Origin of the sequence: Pseudomonas frederiksbergensis, assembly GCF_900105495.1 — a bacterium.
Classification (GTDB): domain Bacteria; phylum Pseudomonadota; class Gammaproteobacteria; order Pseudomonadales; family Pseudomonadaceae; genus Aquipseudomonas; species Aquipseudomonas frederiksbergensis.
Genome location: NZ_FNTF01000002.1, coordinates 290466 through 310376, shown reverse-complemented (window position 1 = coordinate 310376; position 19911 = coordinate 290466). Strand labels below are relative to the sequence as shown.

Genomic DNA, 19911 nt, shown 5'->3' with positions numbered 1-19911 from the left:
TGATGAAAGTTCGTGCATCGGTGAAAAAGCTGTGCCGTAACTGCAAGATTATTCGCCGCGAAGGTGTTGTTCGAGTAATTTGCAGCGCGGAACCGCGTCACAAACAGCGCCAAGGCTGAGTGTGATTGTGCTTCAAGCCCGGTAGCTAGTGCGCTACCGGGTTGATTATTTGTTATTACAGCGATATTATCTCGCGCCCTATTTCTTGGCTTCCGGGGCGTAGGTAGCTGTCAATTGGAGTCCCACTGAATGGCCCGTATTGCAGGCGTTAACATTCCAGATAACAAGCATACTGTTATCTCGCTGACCTACATCTATGGTGTTGGTCGCACTACTGCACAGAAGATCTGTGCAGTGACTGGGGTAAACCCAGCCGCAAAGATCAAAGATCTGAGCGACGAGCAGATTGAACAGCTGCGTGGCGAAGTGGCGAAGTTCACCACTGAAGGTGACCTGCGTCGCGAAATCAACATGAAAATCAAGCGTTTGATGGACCTCGGTTGCTATCGCGGTCTGCGTCATCGTCGTGGTCTTCCAGTGCGCGGTCAGCGTACCAAGACTAACGCGCGTACCCGTAAAGGTCCGCGTAAGCCGATCCGCAAGTAATCGCCCCAGCGAATCGACAGGAAATTAATCATGGCTAAACCTGCTGCTCGTCCTCGTAAAAAAGTCAAAAAGACAGTGGTTGATGGCATCGCCCACATCCACGCGTCTTTTAACAACACAATCGTGACCATCACCGACCGTCAAGGTAACGCTCTTTCCTGGGCTACCTCCGGTGGTTCGGGTTTCCGCGGTTCCCGCAAGTCCACCCCGTTTGCTGCTCAAGTAGCTGCTGAACGTGCTGGTCAAGCTGCGCTGGAATACGGCCTGAAAAACCTCGACGTCAACGTCAAAGGTCCAGGCCCAGGTCGTGAATCTGCAGTCCGCGCTTTGAACGGCTGTGGCTACAAGATCGCCAGCATCACCGACGTGACGCCAATCCCGCACAACGGGTGCCGTCCGCCGAAGAAGCGCCGCGTGTAATCCAGGAGATTGTAAAGAATGGCTCGTTACATTGGTCCAAAATGCAAACTCGCTCGTCGCGAAGGCACCGATCTCTTCTTGAAGAGCGGCGTGCGCGCGATCGAATCGAAGTGCAACATTGAAGCAGCACCTGGTATCCACGGCCAACGCCGCGGTCGCCAGTCCGATTACGGCACCCAACTGCGTGAAAAGCAGAAGGTCCGTCGTATCTACGGCGTTCTCGAGCGTCAATTCAGCGGCTACTACAAAGAAGCTGCTGGCAAGAAAGGTGCAACTGGCGAAAACCTGTTGCAACTGCTCGAATGCCGTCTGGACAACGTTGTATACCGTATGGGTTTTGGCTCTACTCGTGCCGAATCCCGTCAGCTGGTATCGCACAAATCCGTAAGCGTTAACGGTCAGACCGTAAACGTGCCGTCGTACCAGGTTCGTGCTGGTGACGTGGTCGCGATTCGCGAGAAAGCAAAGAACCAACTTCGCATTGTCCAAGCTCTCGATCTGTGTGCCCAACGTGGCCGCGTAGAATGGGTAGAAGTAGACACTGAGAAGAAGTCGGGCGTTTTCAAGAACGTTCCAGCTCGCAGTGATCTGTCCGCCGACATCAACGAAAGCCTGATTGTCGAGCTCTACTCCAAGTAAGGGCTAGAAAATAGGTGCATCCATGCAGATTTCGGTAAATGAGTTCCTGACACCCCGCCATATTGATGTGCAGGTTGTCAGTCCAACCCGCGCCAAGATCACTCTCGAGCCTCTCGAGCGTGGTTTTGGCCACACCCTGGGCAACGCGCTGCGCCGCATCCTGTTGTCCTCAATGCCCGGCTGCGCAGTAGTCGAGGCCGAGATTGACGGTGTGCTCCATGAGTACAGCGCCATCGAAGGTGTACAGGAAGACGTAATTGAAATCCTGTTGAACCTTAAAGGTCTGGCTATCAAGCTGCACGGCCGTGACGAAGTTACGCTGACCTTGTCGAAGAAGGGTTCGGGGGTGGTTACCGCTGCCGATATTCAGCTGGATCATGATGTCGAGATCGTTAACCCCGATCACGTAATCGCTAACCTGGCGTCTAACGGCGCCCTGAACATGAAGCTCACCGTAGCTCGTGGTCGTGGTTATGAACCGGCAGACTCGCGTCAGAGCGATGAAGACGAAAGCCGCAGCATCGGTCGCTTGCAGCTTGACTCTTCGTTCAGCCCGGTTCGCCGTATCGCATACGTGGTGGAAAACGCCCGTGTCGAACAGCGTACTAACCTGGACAAGCTGGTTATTGATCTGGAAACCAACGGTACTCTGGATCCTGAAGAGGCTATTCGCCGCGCTGCAACCATTCTGCAACAGCAGTTGGCTGCGTTCGTCGACCTCAAAGGTGACAGTGAGCCAGTGGTTGTCGAGCAGGAAGACGAGATCGATCCGATCCTGCTTCGCCCGGTTGACGATCTGGAACTGACTGTACGTTCGGCTAACTGCCTTAAGGCGGAAAACATCTACTACATCGGTGACCTGATTCAGCGTACCGAAGTAGAGCTGTTGAAGACTCCGAACCTTGGCAAGAAATCCTTGACTGAAATCAAGGACGTTCTGGCCTCCCGCGGTCTGTCCCTCGGCATGCGCCTCGACAACTGGCCGCCTGCAAGTCTTAAGAAGGACGACAAGGCGACTGCCTGATCGTCGTAATCACCGAACGTCGTGTTTGGTAAGGAATGAACCATGCGTCATCGTAAAAGTGGTCGTCACCTGAGCCGCACTAGCTCGCACCGCAAGGCCATGTTTCAAAACATGGCAGTGTCGCTGTTCGAGCACGAGCTGATCAAAACTACACTGCCGAAAGCTAAAGAACTGCGTCGCGTTGCTGAGCCGCTGATCACTTTGGCCAAGACAGACAGCCTGGCTAACCGCCGTCTGGCTTTCGACCGTACTCGTTCGAAAGCTATCGTTGGTAAGCTCTTCAACGACCTGGGCAAGCGTTACGCTACCCGTGAGGGTGGCTACCTGCGCATCCTCAAGTGCGGTTTCCGCACTGGCGACAACGCGCCTATGGCGTACGTCGAGTTGGTTGATCGTCCTGCCGGTGGTGAAGCTGTATCCGCTGAGTAAGACGTCAGTCTGAAACGAAGAACCGGGCCTAGTGCCCGGTTTTTTGTGCGCGCTCAAAAAGTATTGAAAAAACAAAGCGATAAAGCCTAATTAGTATTTATCTATCGATTCTCACAATTTAATGAATTTGATGGTGTCATGTTGATGATCAATACTCCCTCTCAGCCGATTAGCCGGCAGTAGGAAAGACTGACAAAGGAAGATATCGCATGAGCCCAAATAAAACCCTTACCACCGCCAGTGGCGCTCCTGTCGCTGATAACCAGAATTCTCGTTCCGCCGGTCCTCGTGGCCCGCTGCTGCTCGACGACTTTCACCTGATCGAGAAGCTTGCTCACTTCAACCGCGAAAACATCCCTGAGCGCCGCGTACACGCCAAAGGTTCGGGAGCTTACGGTACGTTCACCGTCACTCGGGACATCACCGAGTACACCAGCGCCAAACTGTTTGAAACAGTTGGCAAGCAAACCCCAACCTTTCTGCGTTTTTCCACCGTGGGCGGTGAGCGTGGTTCGGCCGACACCGAGCGCGATCCACGTGGTTTCGCGCTGAAGTTCTACACCGAAGAAGGCAACTGGGACATCGTCGGCAACAACACGCCAGTGTTCTTCATCCGCGATCCTTTGAAATTCCCGGACTTTATTCATACCCAGAAACGTCTGCCGCAAAGCAATCTGAAAAGCGCACAAATGATGTGGGACTTTTGGTCGCACTCACCTGAGGCGTTGCACCAGGTCACCATTCTGTTCTCGGACCGTGGCATCCCCGATGGCTACCGTCACATGCACGGCTTCGGCAGCCACACCTACAGCCTGATCAACGCCAATGGCGAGCGTCACTGGGTGAAGTGGCACTACAAGACCAAGCAAGGGATCAAAAACCTGGCACCAGCAGAAGCAGCACGGCTGGCGGGTACCGATCCAGATTACGCACAGCGTGATCTGTTCGGCGCGATCGAGCGCGGTGAATTCCCGAAATGGCGCGTGTGCATCCAGATCATGACCGAGGCTCAGGCCGCAGCACACTACGAGAACCCGTTTGACGTGACCAAGACCTGGTCGCAGAAAGAGTTTCCGCTGATCGAAGTGGGCGAACTGGAGCTTAACCGCAACCCGCAGAACTATTTTGCTGAAGTCGAGCAAGCGGCGTTCGGGCCGAGCAACATGGTGCCGGGTGTTGGGTTGTCGCCTGACCGCATGCTGCAAGGTCGAGTATTCGCTTACGCCGATGCTCACCGCTACCGCGTTGGCACCAACCACCAGCAGCTGCCGGTGAACGCGCCTCGTAGTCCGGTGAATAGCTATCAGCGCGATGGTTCGATGGCGTTTGGCAGCAATGGTGGTGCGACCCCTAACTACGAGCCGAACAGCTACATCGAGTCGCCGAAACAAGCGCCTCGCTACGTCGAGCCAGCGCTGGCGCTGAGTGGTGCGGCCGATCGTTACGATCATCGCGAAGATACTGACTACTACAGTCATGCGGGTGCGCTGTTCCGTCTGATGAGCGATGCGCAGAAATCGCTGCTGATTAACAACATTGCCGGTGCCATGGCGGGCGTTTCCGGTGACGTGATCGATCGTCAACTGCAGCACTTTTTCAAGGCTGACCCGGCGTACGGAGAAGCAATCGCAAAGGCGTTGGGCGTACAGCTTAACGAAGTCTAAACGAGAAGCAGAACCGCCCTCATTAGGGCGGTTTTTGCGTTATTTGAACCACTTTTCTCAGAATATCTTCGCTTTTATCGCGCAAGCAGAGTGACCAAACAGTCTGCTTGGTTCAAACTACAGACTTTCAAGCAGGGAGATGTAGGGCGATGCAAGGCCACCCAGACGTAATCGATTACCTCAACACGTTGCTGACCGGCGAACTGGCAGCCCGTGATCAATATTTCGTCCATTCGCGGATGTATGAGGACTGGGGTTTCACCAAGCTCTACGAACGTATCAACCACGAGATGGAAGAAGAAGCCGGGCACGCTGATGCCCTGATGCGTCGAATTCTGATGCTCGAAGGCACGCCACGCATGCGTCCGGACGACCTTGATGTCGGCACTACCGTACCGGACATGCTCGCCGCCGACCTGCGACTGGAATACAAAGTCCGCGCCGCGCTTTGCAAGGGCATCAAGCTCTGCGAGCAGCACAAAGACTATGTCAGCCGCGAGATGCTGCGTGTTCAACTGCATGACACCGAAGAAGACCATACCTACTGGCTTGAAAAGCAGATGGGTCTGATCAAGTTGATCGGTCTCGAGAACTACCTGCAATCCCACGCCTGATTGCACCGATACAAAAAAAGCCCCTGTCACCGATGAAGTGACAGGGGCTTTTTCGTGGGCCCGATTCAGGCCTTGTCGCGTGCCAACAGCGGTTTGAGATAGAAGCCGGTGTGCGACTGTTTCATCTCCGACACTTCCTCTGGAGTACCGACGGCGATGATCTGTCCGCCCTTGGAACCGCCTTCCGGCCCAAGATCCACCAGCCAGTCGGCCGTCTTGATCACATCAAGGTTATGTTCGATCACCACCACAGTGTTGCCGTGGTCGCGCAATCGATGCAAAACGTCGAGCAGTTGCTGGATATCCGCAAAGTGCAGGCCGGTCGTCGGCTCATCGAGGATGTACAGCGTCTTGCCGGTATCGCGCTTGGACAGTTCACGGGACAGCTTCACCCGCTGGGCTTCACCACCCGACAGCGTGGTCGCTGATTGCCCGAGCTTGATGTACGACAGGCCGACATCCATCAGTGTCTGAAGCTTGCGCGCCAAGGCCGGAACCGCGTCGAAGAACACCCGTGCTTCCTCGATCGTCATTTCGAGGGTTTCGTGGATGCTCTTGCCTTTGTACTTGATTTCCAGGGTTTCGCGGTTGTAGCGCTTGCTCTTGCAGACGTCGCACGGGACATAGATGTCCGGCAGGAAGTGCATTTCCACTTTGATCAGGCCATCGCCCTGGCACGCTTCGCAGCGTCCGCCCTTCACGTTGAAGGAGAAACGTCCAGGACCATAACCGCGGGAGCGGGACTCCGGGACACCGGCGAACAGTTCGCGGATCGGTGTGAACAACCCGGTATAGGTCGCGGGGTTGGAGCGTGGCGTTCGACCGATCGGGCTCTGGTCGATATCGACAACCTTATCCAGATGCTCCAGACCTTTGATGCTGTCGTGAGCGGCCGCTTCGAGCGTCGTCGCACCGTTCAATGCCGTAGCGCTAAGCGGGAACAGGGTGTTGTTGATCAGCGTCGACTTGCCCGAGCCAGACACGCCGGTTACACAGGTCAGCAGGCCGATTGGAATGTCCAGATCGACATTGCGCAAGTTGTTGCCACGGGCGCCCTTGAGGGACAGCGACAACTTCTTGTTACGCGGCGTGCGTTTGGCCGGGACTGCAATCTTCACCCGGCCCGACAGGTATTTGCCGGTCAGCGAATCTGGGTGAGCCATGACTTCGGCGGGCGTACCTTCGGCGACAATATGCCCGCCGTGTACACCTGCGCCCGGACCGATATCCACCACGTAGTCAGCCAGGCGAATCGCATCTTCGTCGTGCTCGACCACGATCACCGTGTTGCCGATATCACGCAGATGCTTGAGGGTGCCGAGCAGTCGATCGTTGTCCCGCTGGTGCAAACCAATCGATGGTTCGTCGAGAATGTACAGAACGCCCACCAGGCCTGCGCCGATCTGGCTGGCCAGACGGATACGCTGCGCTTCACCACCGGACAACGTGTCGGCGCTGCGATCCAGCGACAAATAGTCCAGGCCTACGTTGACCAGGAACTGCAGTCGCTCGCGAATTTCCTTGAGAATCTTGTCGGCAATTTCACCGCGACGGCCAGTGAGTTTCAGTCCGCCGAAATATTCACAGGCATCGCCAATCGGCAGATTGGTCACCGCCGGCAGCGTCTTCTCGCCCACCCACACATGCCGCGCCTCGCGCCGCAGACGAGTACCGCGGCAATCCGGGCAATGCTGGGTGCTGAGGAACTTGGCCAGCTCTTCACGCACCGAGGCGGACTCGGTTTCGCGGTAGCGGCGTTCCAGATTCGGCACGATGCCTTCGAACGGGTGCGAGCGTTTGACGATGTCGCCACGGTCGTTCAGGTATTTGAAGTCGACGTTCTGCGACCCGCTACCGTGGAGGATGAACTTCTGCTGATCGGCCGACAGTTCGTTGAACGGTACTTCCAGGCTGAACTTGTAGTGCGAAGCCAGCGAGCCGAGCATTTGGAAGTAATAGACGTTGCGCCGATCCCACCCACGAATCGCGCCCTCGGCCAGCGTTAGCTCGCCATTGACCAATCGCTTGATGTCGAAGAACTGCTTGACCCCCAGGCCATCGCAAGTCGGGCAAGCGCCAGCCGGGTTGTTGAAGGAGAACAGCTTGGGTTCCAGCTCGCTGATGGCATGGCCACAGATCGGGCAGGCGAAGCGCGCGGAGAAGATGATTTCTTCGCCGGGCTCGTCGTCCATCGGCGCGACCAGGGCGATGCCGTCCGCCAGCTTCAGCGCGGTTTCGAACGATTCGGCCAGGCGTTGCTGCAGGTCTGCGCGGACCTTGAAGCGGTCGACCACCACATCGATCGAGTGCTTCTTCTGCTTATCCAACTTCGGCAATTCGTCCAGCTCACAGAGCCGGCCGTTGACCCGGGCTCGCACAAAGCCCTGGGCGCGCAGTTCTTCGAAGACCGAAAGGTGTTCGCCTTTACGCTCGCGAATCACCGGGGCCAGCAACATGAGTTTGCTGCCCTCCGGTTGGGCGAGGACCAGGTCGACCATTTGGCTGACGGTCTGCGCTTCCAGCGGAATATCGTGATCCGGGCAACGCGGAATACCCACGCGAGCGTAAAGCAGGCGCAGGTAGTCGTAGATTTCGGTAATGGTGCCGACCGTCGAACGCGGGTTGTGCGAGGTCGACTTCTGTTCGATGGAGATCGCTGGCGACAGACCTTCAATGGTGTCGACGTCAGGCTTTTCCATCATCGACAAAAATTGCCGGGCATAGGCCGACAGCGATTCGACGTAGCGGCGCTGGCCTTCGGCGTACAGCGTGTCGAATGCCAGGGATGATTTCCCGGAGCCGGACAGGCCGGTGATGACGATCAGTTTGTCCCGTGGCAGGGTCAGGTCGATGTTCTTCAGGTTGTGGGTTCGGGCCCCACGAATCAGGATCTTGTCCAAAGTGGCCTCGCTCGGCGGGCGTCGAAAACGTAGGAGTATACGGCCAAATACTGGATGGATGCACACTATCGAATGAGCGGGTTGCAGGCTTACATGAAGAGTCTGTCAGCAGAGCGCGTCAAAGCGTCGCGATATACCCCGTCAATCGATGGGACTGGTAGAATCGCCGCCGGTTCACATGAGGTTTTTCCATGCACGATCCCCACAGCGAACGCATGAGTGGCAGTGAGACACGCGCGGCAAGCGGTCTGGCCCTGGTGTTCGCCTTCCGTATGCTTGGCATGTTCATGGTGTTGCCGGTACTGGCGACCTATGGGATGGATCTGGCAGGCGCGACCCCGGCCCTCATCGGCCTGGCAATTGGCGCCTACGGCCTGACCCAGGCGATCTTCCAGATTCCTTTCGGCTTCATTTCCGACCGCATCGGCCGTCGTCCGGTGATTTACCTGGGGTTGATTATTTTCGCCCTCGGTAGCGTGCTGGCGGCCAATGCCGATTCGATCTGGGGCGTAATCGCCGGACGAATCCTGCAAGGCGCCGGGGCGATTTCTGCGGCGGTGATGGCGTTGCTGTCAGACCTGACCCGTGAACAGCATCGGACCAAAGCCATGGCCATGATCGGCATGACGATCGGTCTATCGTTCGCTGTCGCGATGGTTGTAGGACCGTTGGTGACCCGCGCCTTCGGCCTGTCCGGATTGTTCTTCGCTACGGGCGGCATGGCGCTGTTCGGCATCGTGATCGTGATGTTCATGGTGCCGCGTTCGACTGGGCCGTTGCAGCACCGTGAGTCCGGCGTTGCGCGCCAGGCGCTGATACCGACGCTCAAGCACCCGGACCTGCTGCGCCTGGACCTGGGCATTTTTGTGTTGCACGCGATGTTGATGTCGAGCTTCGTCGCGTTGCCTTTGGCGCTGGTCGAAAAAGCCGGGCTGCCCAAAGAGCAGCACTGGTGGGTCTACCTCACTGCGCTGTTGATTTCCTTCTTCGCCATGATCCCGTTCATTATCTACGGCGAGAAGAAACGCAAAATGAAACGAGTTTTACTCGGCGCCGTCGCGACGCTGATGCTCACTGAGCTATTCTTCTGGCAGTTCGGCGATAGCTTGCGAGCTCTGGTGATCGGGACGGTGGTGTTCTTTACCGCGTTCAACTTGCTGGAAGCTTCTCTGCCATCGCTGATCAGCAAGGTTTCACCGGCAGGCGGCAAGGGCACGGCCATGGGGGTGTATTCCACCAGCCAGTTCCTTGGCTCGGCGCTCGGTGGCATCCTCGGCGGTTGGCTGTTTCAGCATGGCGGTTTGTCGGTTGTATTCCTTGGATGCGCCGGCCTGGCTGCCCTCTGGCTGGCCTTTGCTGTTACCATGCGCGAACCACCCTATGTCACGAGCCTGCGCTTGCCGTTGTCGCCCGAGGCGATCCGCGAAGCGGGTCTGGTTGAGCGCCTGAAGGCCGTCGTAGGGGTAACAGATGCGGTGATCGTTGCTGATGAAGCAGCGATTTACATCAAATTGGACACAGAACTATTGGATCGCACCACCCTTGAGCGCCTGGTGAACAACCCGGCCGGGGCAGCGTGCGTAGCCTAGGAGAACGTTATGGCCCGTGGGGTTAACAAAGTCATATTGGTCGGCACTTGCGGCCAGGATCCCGAAGTTCGCTACTTGCCTAACGGTAACGCCGTGACCAACCTGAGTCTGGCGACCAGCGAACAGTGGACCGACAAGCAAACCGGTCAGAAGGTCGAGAAGACCGAATGGCACCGTGTGTCGATGTTCGGCAAAGTGGCCGAAATCGCCGGCGAGTACCTGCGCAAAGGTTCGCAGGTCTACATCGAAGGCAAGCTGCAGACCCGCGAGTGGGAAAAAGACGGTATCAAGCGTTACACCACTGAAATCGTGGTCGACATGCAAGGCACCATGCAGCTGCTGGGCGGCCGTCCACAACAGGGCGACCAACAAGGCGGGGGCAATAACTATCAGCAGTCCGCCCCGGCTCCACGCCAGCAGGCTCCGCGTCCGCAGCAGTCGGCAGCACCGCAACAGTCGCGTCAGGCTCCGGCTCCACAGCAGGCTGCTCCGCAACCGGCTCCGGATTTCGACAGCTTTGATGACGATATCCCGTTCTGATTCCTACCTAATATTTGGTGGTAAAGGTAAGCGGGGGCTTTAGGAGCTAAGACTCCTTACGCGCTGAATCTTTTAGAGTTAGATGAAAACCCTCTTTGCTATAAAGCCAGGAGGGTTTTTTTTCGCCACGTGTAAAGCTGACCTGCAATTTGCTCCCTCGCCCCTGTGCAGCTGCTGATGAATTATGCGCTGGACCATTAGATTTTCAGCGCGTTGGCCAGGCGCAACATGGCAGCTTCGATTTCATACGCAGTCAGGGAGGAGTAGCCCAGCAGCCAGCCCTGTTGCTTCGGGTCACCCGCGTACAAGCCGCTGAGGCCGGACAGTTGCACGCCGGCAGTGGCGGCCTGGCGGATGGTTTTTTCCTCGGACCATCCGGTTTTCAGCAAGCAGGGGATTTGCAACCCGCCCGGCGGCAGTTCGGCTGTGACCACCGCGCTCAAGTACTTGCCGATGGCATCGTGCATGATCGACCGGCGTCCGGCATACAACTTGCGCATGGCCCGGACATGCGCGTTGTAATGGCCGTCTTCCATAAAGCGCGCCAGCGTCAGTTGCAGCATTTGCGGAGTGTGGCCGTCCATCATGCTGCGCGCATAGGCAAAGGGTTTGACCAGCTCGGGGGCAGCACCATATACCCCATGCGCAGGCCGGGGTAGAGCGTCTTGCTGAACGTGCTGATGTAGAGCGTGCGCTGATACTTGTCCAGGCCCTGCACACACGCCGTGGGTTGCCCGTCGTAATGGAACTCGCTGTCGTAGTCATCCTCGATGATCCACTTGCCTTTTTGCGCCGCCCAATTGATCAACTCGAGACGCCGCTCCAGCGGCAACGTCACGCCGGTGGGGTATTGGTGCGAGGGCGTGACGTACACGCAATTGGCGCCGCTGCGGTCGGCATACAGCAGGTCGGTGCGGATGCCCCGTTCATCGACATCAATGGGCAGCACCTTGGTTTCGGCGATTTCGAAGGCCTTGCGGGCGCCGTAATAGCCGGGGTTTTCCAGCAGGATCGGCTTGCCGGCGTCCACCAGCAACTGCGCGCACAGATACAACGCCTGACGCGTACTGCTCAATACCAGCACTTGGTCGGGGGAGCATTTGGCACCGCGTTCGAGGTTCAGGTAGGTGGCAATCGCTTTGCGCAGGGGCTCGGCCCCTTGCGGATCGCCATGCAGCAGCACGTTCGCGCGATAGTCCTTCATGACCTGGCGCTGCAAACGCTCCCAGACATCCGTCGGGAAGCTGCGGGTTTCAGGCAGGCCGGTGGCGAATGCCTTGATGACTTGCTGATCGCGCACGCCGCCGGTGTCGAAGATCATCCGCCCGCGTTGGCTGAGTTCGGCGCCCGGTGCGGCGACACTGCTCCTGACTTCCTGAGCCTTGAGGCGTCGGCGGCCGGCACCGCGCAATTCGACGCCCACCGTGTCGCAGACGTAACTGCCGGCGCCTTCGCGGCGCACGATAAACCCGTCCCGATGCAACTGCACATAGGCGTTCTCAACGGTGTCGCGAGCGCAGCCCAGTGACTTGGACAGTACCCGCGTGGCGGGCAGTTTCAAGCCGGGGTCGAGGGCCCCATCGAGAATCAGCGCACGCAATGCACGTTGGATCCGCTGGTGCAAATCCAGCAGCTGAAACTCAGCGTCGTTGAGGCGCATCTTCAGGGTTTCCAGCTCGAAGGTCTTCGCCATGTGGTCTGCTCTCTTTCCATGAATTGGCAGGTAAAGGCAGGCCAGTTTATCCGTAGACTCTGGCCCTCGCCACCCCAGGCCGCGCAGGGGTAAACCTGCCATTCAACGGCTATAAATGATCGCTTGCCAGCGGCCGGATTACATCGTCCAGCAAGGAGCCAAGACCTATGTCATCTACTCAATTCCTTTCGTCCCTGCGTCTGCGGGACCTGCTGCACCCGGTGGTTGCCGGGCTGATTTCGGTGATCGTCAATTACGGCGGCACCTTCATCCTGGTGTTTCAGGCCGCCAAGGTCGCAGGGCTCAGCCCTGAGTTGACGGCGTCGTGGGTTTGGTCAGTGTCGATCGGGGTAGGGGTGACCGGGCTGTTCCTCAGTTGGGTGAGCCGCGAGCCGATCATCACCGCCTGGTCGACCCCGGCGGCGGCTTTCTTGATCGTCGCCTTGGCGACCACACCGTACGCCGAGGCCATCGGGGCGTACATGATTTCGGCTACAGCGTTCGTGCTGCTGGGCTTGTCCGGCTACTTTGAAAAAGCCGTTCGCCTGATCCCGCCCGGTGTGGCAGCGGGCTTGTTGGGCGGCATCTTGTTGCAGTTCGGCATCGGTGCGTTCGCCAGCATGAGCGTCGACCCGTTATTGGTCGGGGTGTTGATCGGCGCCTACATCGCGTTCAAGCGCTTGAGTGCGCGCTATGCGGTGGTCGGCATTCTGGTGCTGGGGCTTGGCTTTCTGCTGATGCAGGGGCGCGTGGATTTCACGGGGCTGGCGCTGGAGTTTGCGACACCGGTGTTCACACGCCCCGAGTTCTCGATCAATGCGTTGTTGAGCGTGGCGTTGCCGCTGTTTCTGATCACCCTCACGGGGCAGTACATGCCGGGCATGCTGGTGCTGCGCAATGACGGGTTCAACACCAGTGCCAACCCGATCCTCAGCGTGACCGGGCTGGGTTCTTTGCTGATGGCGCCGTTCGGTTCCCATGCCTTCAACATCGCGGCCATCACGGCTGCCATCTGCACTGGCAAGGAAGCGTCTGAAGACCCGTCCAAGCGCTGGATCGCAGGCGTGGCCGCGGGCATCTTCTACATCCTGGTGGGGATTTTCGGCGTGACCCTGGCGGCGGTGTTCATGGCCTTCCCGGCGACCTTCATCACCACCCTGGCCGGGCTGGCACTGTTGGGCACCCTCGGCGCGAGCCTGGCCAATGCCATGGCGGACGTGAAATCGCGGGAAGCGTCGCTGATCACCTTTCTGGCCTGCGCGGCCAATATCACCCTGTTGGGCATCGGCGGCGCGTTCTGGGGCCTGGTCATCGGCCTGGCGGCCTACGCCGTGCTCAATGGGCAGTTGCCGCGTCGTGAAAAGACTGCGGTGCCACAGGCCGAACCGGTTGCAGTGCCCACCAAAGGAGCGGCCAACTGATGCCTGATCAAACCGAAGACCTCAACATCCTGCATGCGCGCCATGGTCGTTACCCACAGGCCGACAGTGTCGAAGACTTTCGCCGCAACCTGGCCGCCGTGCAGCAACGCATTGTCGAGGCGTGCCATCGGGTAGGGCGGGACCCGGCCGGTGTGCGCTTGCTGCCGGTCAGCAAAACCTTTGATGAAGCTCACCTGCGTCTGGCCTATGCCGCCGGTTGCCGCCTGCTGGGCGAGAACAAGGTGCAGGAAGCACAGCGCAAGTGGGAAGCCATGACCGACCTGCAAGACCTGCAATGGTCGGTGATCGGCCACTTGCAGACCAACAAGGCCAAGCAGGTCGCACGCTTCGCCAGTGAGTTCCAGGCCCTGGACAGCCTGCGGGTGGCCGAGGCGCTGGACCGTCGCCTGCGCATTGAAGGTCGGCAGATGGACGTGTTCGTCCAGGTCAATACCTCAGGCGAAGCCCGCAAGTACGGGCTGGCGCCCGATGACGTGGCGGCTTTCCTGGAGACTATGCCAGCGTTCCCGACACTGCGGGTTCGCGGGTTGATGACGCTGGCGCTGTTCTCGGCCGACGCGGTGCGGGTGCGCCCATGCTTCGTCCGGCTGCGTGAATTGCGCGACCGCTTGCGTCATTGCGCCCCTGATGGGGTGTCGCCGCAAGAGCTGTCGATGGGCATGTCGGGCGACTTTGAAATCGCCATTGAAGAGGGCGCGACCGTGGTGCGCGTCGGACAGGCGATCTTCGGCGCCCGAGCCATGCCGGATACCTACTACTGGCCGACCGCCGATGCCCGCCCCCTCAGTGAAGACACGTTGTTGTCGATCACTCCCAGCCGTTGATCCCCTCTACAGGAAGGCCCGCAATGTCCGCTGCACCCGCTTACCTCATGCACACCTCAGCCCGACAACCGGTTTCGTTCAGCCGAGGCCAGGGCGCCACGGTGTTGCTGCACACGACCAACCTGTTTCGTATCCCATGGCAGGAGCAGGTGACCCAGCCGCAAGTGTTGGTGATGGACAACAGTTTTCACGGGCGCCGCTGATCTGCGATGACGCACAGATCGACGACATCGCCGCGCGCATCACGCGCCTGCTGTCACCCTCCGCTTGAATTCTTGACCAAGGACACTTTGCCCATGTACGACTCGACGCTGACCCTCAACGCTTTCGACCCTGAGCTGTATGAATCGATTCACAACGAAGAGCATCGCCAGGAAGACCATATCGAGCTGATCGCCTCGGAAAACTATGCCAGCCCGCTGGTGATGAAAACCCAGAGCACGGTGCTCACCAACAAGTACGCCGAAGGCTACCCCGGCAAGCGCTATTACAGCGGCTGCGAATACGTCGATGTGGCCGAGCGGCTGGCCATCAAGCGGGTCAAGGCCTTGTTCGACTGCGACTACGCCAACGTGCAACCCCATGCGGGCGCCCAGGCCAACGCGGCGGTCTTCCTGGCACTGATCAACCCCGGTGACACGGTGATGGGCATGAACCTGGCCCAGGGCGGTCACCTGACCCACGGCAACCCGGCCAACTTTTCGGGGCGTCACTACACCATCGTGCCTTACGGACTGAACCCGAAAACCGGCTTTCTTGACTATGACGAGATGGAGCGCATCGCACTGCAGACACGCCCAAAAATGTTGATCGGTGGTTTTTCCGCGTATTCGCGGTACAAGGACTGGGCACGCATGCGCAGCATTGCCGACAAGGTAGGGGCTATCTTCTGGGTCGATATGGCCCACGTCGCCGGGCTGGTCGCCGCGGGCGAATACCCGGACCCGCTTCCCCATGCGCATGTGGTCACCAGCACCACGCACAAAACCCTGCGCGGGCCACGCGGCGGTTTGATTTTGTCCAAGGGACAGGATGAAGCTTTCTACAAAAAGCTCGACTCCGCTGTGTTTCCCGGCGTACAGGGTGGGCCGCTGATGCACCAGATCGCGGCCAAGGCCGTGGCGTTCAAGGAAGCGCTTGCGCCGGAGTTTAGAATTTACCAGACCCAAGTGGTCATCAACGCCCGGGCCATGGCCGGGGTGTTGCAAAAGCGCGGGTACAAGATCGTCTCGGGCGGCACCGACAACCACATGATGCTGATCGACCTGTCCGACAAGCCATACACCGGCAAGGAGGCCGACGCGGCCCTGAGCAGTGCCTTTATCACCGCCAACAAAAACTCGGTGCCGAATGACCCGCGCTCACCGTTTGTGACCTCCGGCCTTCGTATCGGCACCCCGGCGGTGACCACCCGCGGGTTTGATGTGGAGGCTTGCGAGCAAGTGGCCTGCTGGTTATGCGACGTACTGGACGCCCTGGAAAACGGTGAAAGCGACAAGGTCGAGCACCACGTGCGCGAACAGGTTGTCGCGCTGTGCCGTCGTTTTCCGGTCTATCGCTGAGTCCGGCCCGGCCATTGCGTGATCGGGTGGTGGCCGGGTGTTCAACGGTTTTAGCCCTCGCGAATAGTGACCTGTTGTCTTAGAGTTACGGCACCAACCCGTATCCAGTGGCAGTCCTAATCAGGAGAAATAAATGACTATCGTCGTAATTGTGTATTCATCCGGACGAGGACACACACGGACTGTCGCGGAGCATGTCCAGCAAGGCGCAGCAGTGGTTGCGGGAACATGTGCCGAACTCATCGAGATTGTGCCCGCTCAGATCGGTAGTGATGGCAGGTGGCGTGATGATGCTGTCATGAGCCGGCTAGCGGAGGCTGACGCCATAATCTTTGGTGCGCCCACCTACATGGGGTCGGCCCATGGATTGTTCAAGCTGTTCCTCGAGGCTGGTATCGCGCCTTGGCGTAGCCAGGAGTGGAAGGACAAGATCGCCGCCGGGTTCACAAACTCTGGAGCGCGCTCCGGCGACAAGCTCGTAACGCTGCAGCAGATGTCGATCTTCGCGGCGCAAATGGGAATGATGTGGGTAAGCGCCGGGGATTTGCCGGGTGGCAACTATCCCGATGGCGGTTTCAACGACGTGAACGTCAACGGATCATGGCTAGGCCTGATGACTCAAAGCCTGAATGAGGGCACGGCGGAGAACGCTCCGCATCCAGGCGACAGGCTTAGCGCGGAGCGCTTTGGACGTAGGGTGGCGCGAGCGACGGCACGTTGGGCAGTCGGTGCAGACAAGTTTCCTTCCCAGAGGATCGATGCACAGGAAAACCGGCGGCGCAATCTCGCAGGGATCGACGAATGGAAGCAATTTAAAGACTGACCCCCTTATTCAATCGGTGGGATCAGATATCTGATAAATGGCACAGATCGAAAATCCGCTTTGCCGCTTCGGCGAAACGCGCAGTTCTCCAGTCAGTAACAAAAAAGCGAAGCCATCTGGCTTCGCTTTTTTGTTGGCGCTATTAACTGAATAACGCGGTCACGTTGGCCCTTGCCGAGTGCAGTTTCTTGTAGCTATCGATCAACCGCAGGTGCCTGTCGAGCCCCTCCAGTTTCAGGCTGGTCGGCGTCAAGCCATGGAAACGCACGCTGCCGTCCACCGAGCCGATCGCTGCATCCGTGCGCTCGTTGCCAAACATCCGGCGGAAATTGGCCTCGTAGTCTTCCAGTTCCAGGTCTTCGTCCAGCTTCATCTCCAGCACCACATTGACCGCTTGGTAGAACAAGCCGCGTTCAACCGTGTTGTCGTTGTACTGCAGGAACATTTCTACCGCCTCTTTCGCCTCTTCATATTGCTGCAAGGCGAGATAAATCAGCAGCTTCAACTCCAGGATCGTCAGCTGGCCCCACGCCGTATTGTCGTCAAATTCGATGCCGATCAGGCTGGTGATGTCGGTGTAGTCGTCCAGCTCACTTTCCACCAGACGTTCAACCAGCGATTGCAGTTCTTCTTCGTCCAGGCGATGCAGGTTGAGGATGTCGGCACGGAAGAACAGCGCTTTGTTGGTGTTGTCCCAGATCAGATCATCCGCGGGATAGATTTCCGAATAGTCCGGTACGAGGATGCGGCAGGCCTTGGCGCCGATATGCTCGTAGACCGCCATGTACACTTCCTTGCCCATGCCTTCGAGAATGCCGAACAAGGTCGCGGCTTCCTCGGCATTCGAGTTTTCACCCTGGCCGGAGAAGTCCCACTCCACGAATTCGTAATCCGATTTGGCACTGAAGAAGCGCCACGACACCACGCCGCTGGAGTCGATAAAGTGCTCGACGAAGTTGTTCGGCTCGGTCACCGCATGGCCTTCAAACGTCGGCTGGGGCAGGTCGTTGAGGCCTTCGAAGCTGCGGCCCTGCAGCAATTCGGTCAGGCTGCGTTCCAGCGCCACTTCCAGGCTCGGGTGCGCGCCGAACGAGGCGAACACACCGCCGGTACGCGGGTTCATCAACGTGACGCACATCACCGGGAATTCACCCCCCAGGGACGCATCCTTCACCAACACAGGGAATCCCTGCTCTTCCAGTGCCTGAATACCGGCCAGTATGGCGGGGTACTTCGCCAGCACGCTGGCCGGCACATCCGGGAGTGCGAATTCGCCTTCGATGATTTCGCGCTTTACCGCGCGCTCGAAGATCTCCGACAGGCACTGCACCTGGGCTTCGGCCAGTGTGTTACCGGCACTCATGCCGTTGCTCAGGAACAGGTTTTCAATCAGGTTGGACGGGAAGTACACCACCTCGCCGTCCGACTGACGCACGTACGGCAGCGAGCAGATGCCGCGCTCTTCATTGCCCGAGTTGGTATCGATCAGGTGGGAGCCACGCAGCTCGCCGTCGCGGTTGTAAATCTTCAGGCAGTACTCGTCGAGAATCTCAGTTGGCAGTTCATCTTTACGGCCAGGCTTGAACCAGCGTTCGTCCGGGTAGTGCACAAACGCAGCGTTGGCGATGTCTTCGCCCCAGAACTGGTCGTTGTAGAAGAAGTTGCAGTTGAGTCGCTCGATAAACTCGCCCAACGCCGACGCCAACGCGCCTTCCTTGGTCGCACCCTTGCCGTTGGTAAAGCACATTGGTGAGTGCGCGTCGCGGATATGCAGCGACCACACGTTAGGCACGATATTGCGCCACGAGGCGATTTCAATCTTCATGCCCAGGTCCGCCAGGATGGCCGACATGTTGGCGATGGTTTGCTCCAGCGGCAGATCCTTGCCCGCGATATAGGTGTGCGCCTCTGAATTGGACGCAGGCATCAGCAACGCCTGGGCATCGGCGTCGAGGTTTTCCACTTCTTCGATCACAAACTCAGGCCCGGCTTGCACCACTTTTTTCACGGTGCAACGGTCGATGGAACGCAGGATGCCTTGGCGATCCTTGTCGGAGATGTCTGCCGGTAGCTCGACCTGGATCTTGAAAATCTGGTTGTAACGGTTTTCCGGGTCAACAATATTGTTCTGCGACAGGCGGATGTTCTCGGTGGGGATATTGCGCGTGCTGCAATACAACTTCACGAAGTAGGCGGCACACAACGCCGACGACGCCAGGAAGTAGTCGAACGGACCCGGTGCCGAGCCATCGCCTTTGTAGCGGATAGGTTGATCGGCCACCACCGTGAAGTCGTCGAACTTGGCTTCAAGTCGAAGGTTGTCGAGAAAGTTGACCTTGATTTCCATGGGGGATTACCAGAATAACGGCTAGACGATTTGGTCGCCATTATCCGGCTTTTCGGCCGTAAGTCTCAGAAAAAAGGCCAGTCACGTGCGCACGTGACTGGCCTTCCTTGTTTCGGGAATGTCGGATTGCAAGCGTTGATCAGTGATGCGCCGCCAGGAACTCGTCAGTGGACACTACGCTGGCGTAGGCAAAACCCAGGGCTGACATGAAGGCAGCGTGCACGTGGGCTGCCGGAACAGTGATGCCGTTGAACTCCAGGTCACGAGTAGCGCAGGCGTCGTGGATCACTGTGACGGTGTAGCCAAAGTCGGCGGCGGCGCGGGTGATGCCATCGACGCACATGTGGCTCATGCTGCCGACGATCACCAGTTCCTTGATGCCTTGCTCGTCGAGGATCGATTTCAGATCGGTTTCGCGGAACGAGTTGACGAAGTGTTTGAGCACGACCGGCTCGTCGGCACGGTTGAGGACTTTGGGGTGCAGCTTCGCGCCTTCTGAGCCCGGAGTGAAGAAGGGCGCTTCGTCGGAGGTGAATTCGTGGCGGATGTGCACCACCGAATCACCGGCGTCGCGAAAGGCTTTGAGCAGACGAACGGCGTTGTCCGCAGCAGCGTCGGCGCCGACCAGCGGCCACTTGCCTTGGGGGAAGTAGTCATTTTGGATATCGACTACGATGAGTGCTTGCTTGGCCATGACTGTTTCCTCGAAGTGCTTGTTGGGTGTGGAGTGAAGTATTGGGTCTGGCAGGCTGTCCGAGGATTGGCCGCACCGACAATAGAAGGGGGAAAACTGAC

18 protein-coding genes and 1 pseudogene are annotated in these 19911 nt (G+C 58.4%); 15 read left to right on the top strand and 4 right to left on the bottom strand.

Going from position 1 to position 19911, the window contains the following annotated elements; all coding sequences use genetic code 11:
- Window positions 1-2 precede the first annotated feature (2 nt).
- The 8 genes from rpmJ (at window position 3) to bfr (ending at window position 5396) form a co-directional block, all read left to right on the top strand.
- A complete protein-coding gene (gene rpmJ / locus BLW70_RS02010; protein WP_002555468.1) occupies window positions 3-119 on the top strand; it encodes a 50S ribosomal protein L36 in 117 nt (38 codons plus the stop codon).
- Between the two features lie 130 nt (window positions 120-249).
- Entirely contained in the window at window positions 250-606 is a 357-nt protein-coding gene (gene rpsM / locus BLW70_RS02005; RefSeq protein ID WP_003186020.1) for a 30S ribosomal protein S13, read from the top strand.
- 30 nt (window positions 607-636) lie between these two features.
- Window positions 637-1026, top strand: coding sequence for a 30S ribosomal protein S11 (gene rpsK, locus BLW70_RS02000; RefSeq protein WP_002555466.1), 390 nt, complete (start codon window positions 637-639; stop codon window positions 1024-1026).
- 18 nt (window positions 1027-1044) lie between these two features.
- Window positions 1045-1665: a 30S ribosomal protein S4 gene (gene rpsD / locus BLW70_RS01995; RefSeq protein WP_003210056.1), complete on the top strand. Its 621-nt coding sequence runs from the start codon at window positions 1045-1047 to the stop codon at window positions 1663-1665.
- A gap of 22 nt (window positions 1666-1687) precedes the next feature.
- Window positions 1688-2689 carry a DNA-directed RNA polymerase subunit alpha gene (locus BLW70_RS01990; RefSeq protein ID WP_003186012.1) on the top strand — a complete coding sequence of 334 codons (1002 nt, stop codon included), beginning with the start codon at window positions 1688-1690 and terminating at the stop codon, window positions 2687-2689.
- Between the two features lie 42 nt (window positions 2690-2731).
- Window positions 2732-3118: a 50S ribosomal protein L17 gene (gene rplQ / locus BLW70_RS01985; RefSeq protein ID WP_008145500.1), complete on the top strand. Its 387-nt coding sequence runs from the start codon at window positions 2732-2734 to the stop codon at window positions 3116-3118.
- 209 nt (window positions 3119-3327) lie between these two features.
- The gene (locus BLW70_RS01980; RefSeq protein ID WP_074871333.1) at window positions 3328-4782 is read left to right on the top strand and encodes a catalase; all 1455 of its coding nucleotides are present in this window, start codon (window positions 3328-3330) and stop codon (window positions 4780-4782) included.
- A 149-nt stretch (window positions 4783-4931) separates the two neighbouring features.
- Window positions 4932-5396, top strand: coding sequence for a bacterioferritin (gene bfr / locus BLW70_RS01975; protein ID WP_007943775.1), 465 nt, complete (start codon window positions 4932-4934; stop codon window positions 5394-5396).
- 65 nt (window positions 5397-5461) lie between these two features.
- On the opposite strand, the gene uvrA is transcribed toward bfr, so the two are convergent.
- Window positions 5462-8296 (bottom strand): excinuclease ABC subunit UvrA, encoded by a 2835-nt coding sequence (gene uvrA / locus BLW70_RS01970; RefSeq protein ID WP_074871331.1) that lies wholly within the window; start codon window positions 8294-8296, stop codon window positions 5462-5464.
- A 191-nt stretch (window positions 8297-8487) separates the two neighbouring features.
- Between uvrA and BLW70_RS01965 the strand changes: the two genes are divergently transcribed.
- On the top strand, window positions 8488-9885 hold the full coding sequence (locus tag BLW70_RS01965; protein WP_074871329.1) for an MFS transporter: 1398 nt from the start codon (window positions 8488-8490) through the stop codon (window positions 9883-9885).
- A gap of 9 nt (window positions 9886-9894) precedes the next feature.
- Entirely contained in the window at window positions 9895-10425 is a 531-nt protein-coding gene (locus BLW70_RS01960; RefSeq protein ID WP_008145505.1) for a single-stranded DNA-binding protein, read from the top strand.
- A 197-nt stretch (window positions 10426-10622) separates the two neighbouring features.
- Here the strand turns inward: BLW70_RS01960 and pdxR are convergent.
- A pseudogene (pdxR, locus tag BLW70_RS01955) lies at window positions 10623-12118 on the bottom strand (MocR-like pyridoxine biosynthesis transcription factor PdxR).
- A gap of 167 nt (window positions 12119-12285) precedes the next feature.
- Between pdxR and BLW70_RS01950 the strand changes: the two are divergent.
- The 5 genes from BLW70_RS01950 to BLW70_RS01930 all read left to right on the top strand — a co-directional run bounded on the left by BLW70_RS01950 (window position 12286) and on the right by BLW70_RS01930 (window position 16769).
- Entirely contained in the window at window positions 12286-13539 is a 1254-nt protein-coding gene (locus tag BLW70_RS01950; RefSeq protein ID WP_074871326.1) for a benzoate/H(+) symporter BenE family transporter, read from the top strand.
- Window positions 13539-14384, top strand: a complete 846-nt coding sequence (locus BLW70_RS01945) for a YggS family pyridoxal phosphate-dependent enzyme (RefSeq protein ID WP_074871323.1) — start codon at window positions 13539-13541, stop codon at window positions 14382-14384. The genes BLW70_RS01950 and BLW70_RS01945 overlap by 1 nt, the downstream gene beginning before the upstream one ends.
- Window positions 14385-14407: 23 nt before the next feature.
- On the top strand, window positions 14408-14587 hold the full coding sequence (locus tag BLW70_RS01940) for a hypothetical protein (protein ID WP_074871322.1): 180 nt from the start codon (window positions 14408-14410) through the stop codon (window positions 14585-14587).
- Window positions 14588-14680: 93 nt separating this feature from the next.
- On the top strand, window positions 14681-15946 hold the full coding sequence (gene glyA / locus BLW70_RS01935; RefSeq protein WP_074871320.1) for a serine hydroxymethyltransferase: 1266 nt from the start codon (window positions 14681-14683) through the stop codon (window positions 15944-15946).
- 133 nt (window positions 15947-16079) lie between these two features.
- On the top strand, window positions 16080-16769 hold the full coding sequence (locus BLW70_RS01930) for a flavodoxin family protein (RefSeq protein ID WP_074871318.1): 690 nt from the start codon (window positions 16080-16082) through the stop codon (window positions 16767-16769).
- Between the two features lie 142 nt (window positions 16770-16911).
- Here BLW70_RS01930 and BLW70_RS01925 read toward each other — a convergent pair whose 3' ends face one another.
- Together BLW70_RS01925 and BLW70_RS01920 are read right to left on the bottom strand one after the other, a co-directional pair.
- Complete coding sequence (locus BLW70_RS01925) at window positions 16912-19116, bottom strand: OsmC domain/YcaO domain-containing protein (RefSeq protein WP_074871316.1); 2205 nt, start codon at window positions 19114-19116, stop codon at window positions 16912-16914.
- A 139-nt stretch (window positions 19117-19255) separates the two neighbouring features.
- A complete protein-coding gene (locus BLW70_RS01920; RefSeq protein WP_074871315.1) occupies window positions 19256-19810 on the bottom strand; it encodes a cysteine hydrolase family protein in 555 nt (184 codons plus the stop codon).
- Window positions 19811-19911 lie beyond the last annotated feature (101 nt).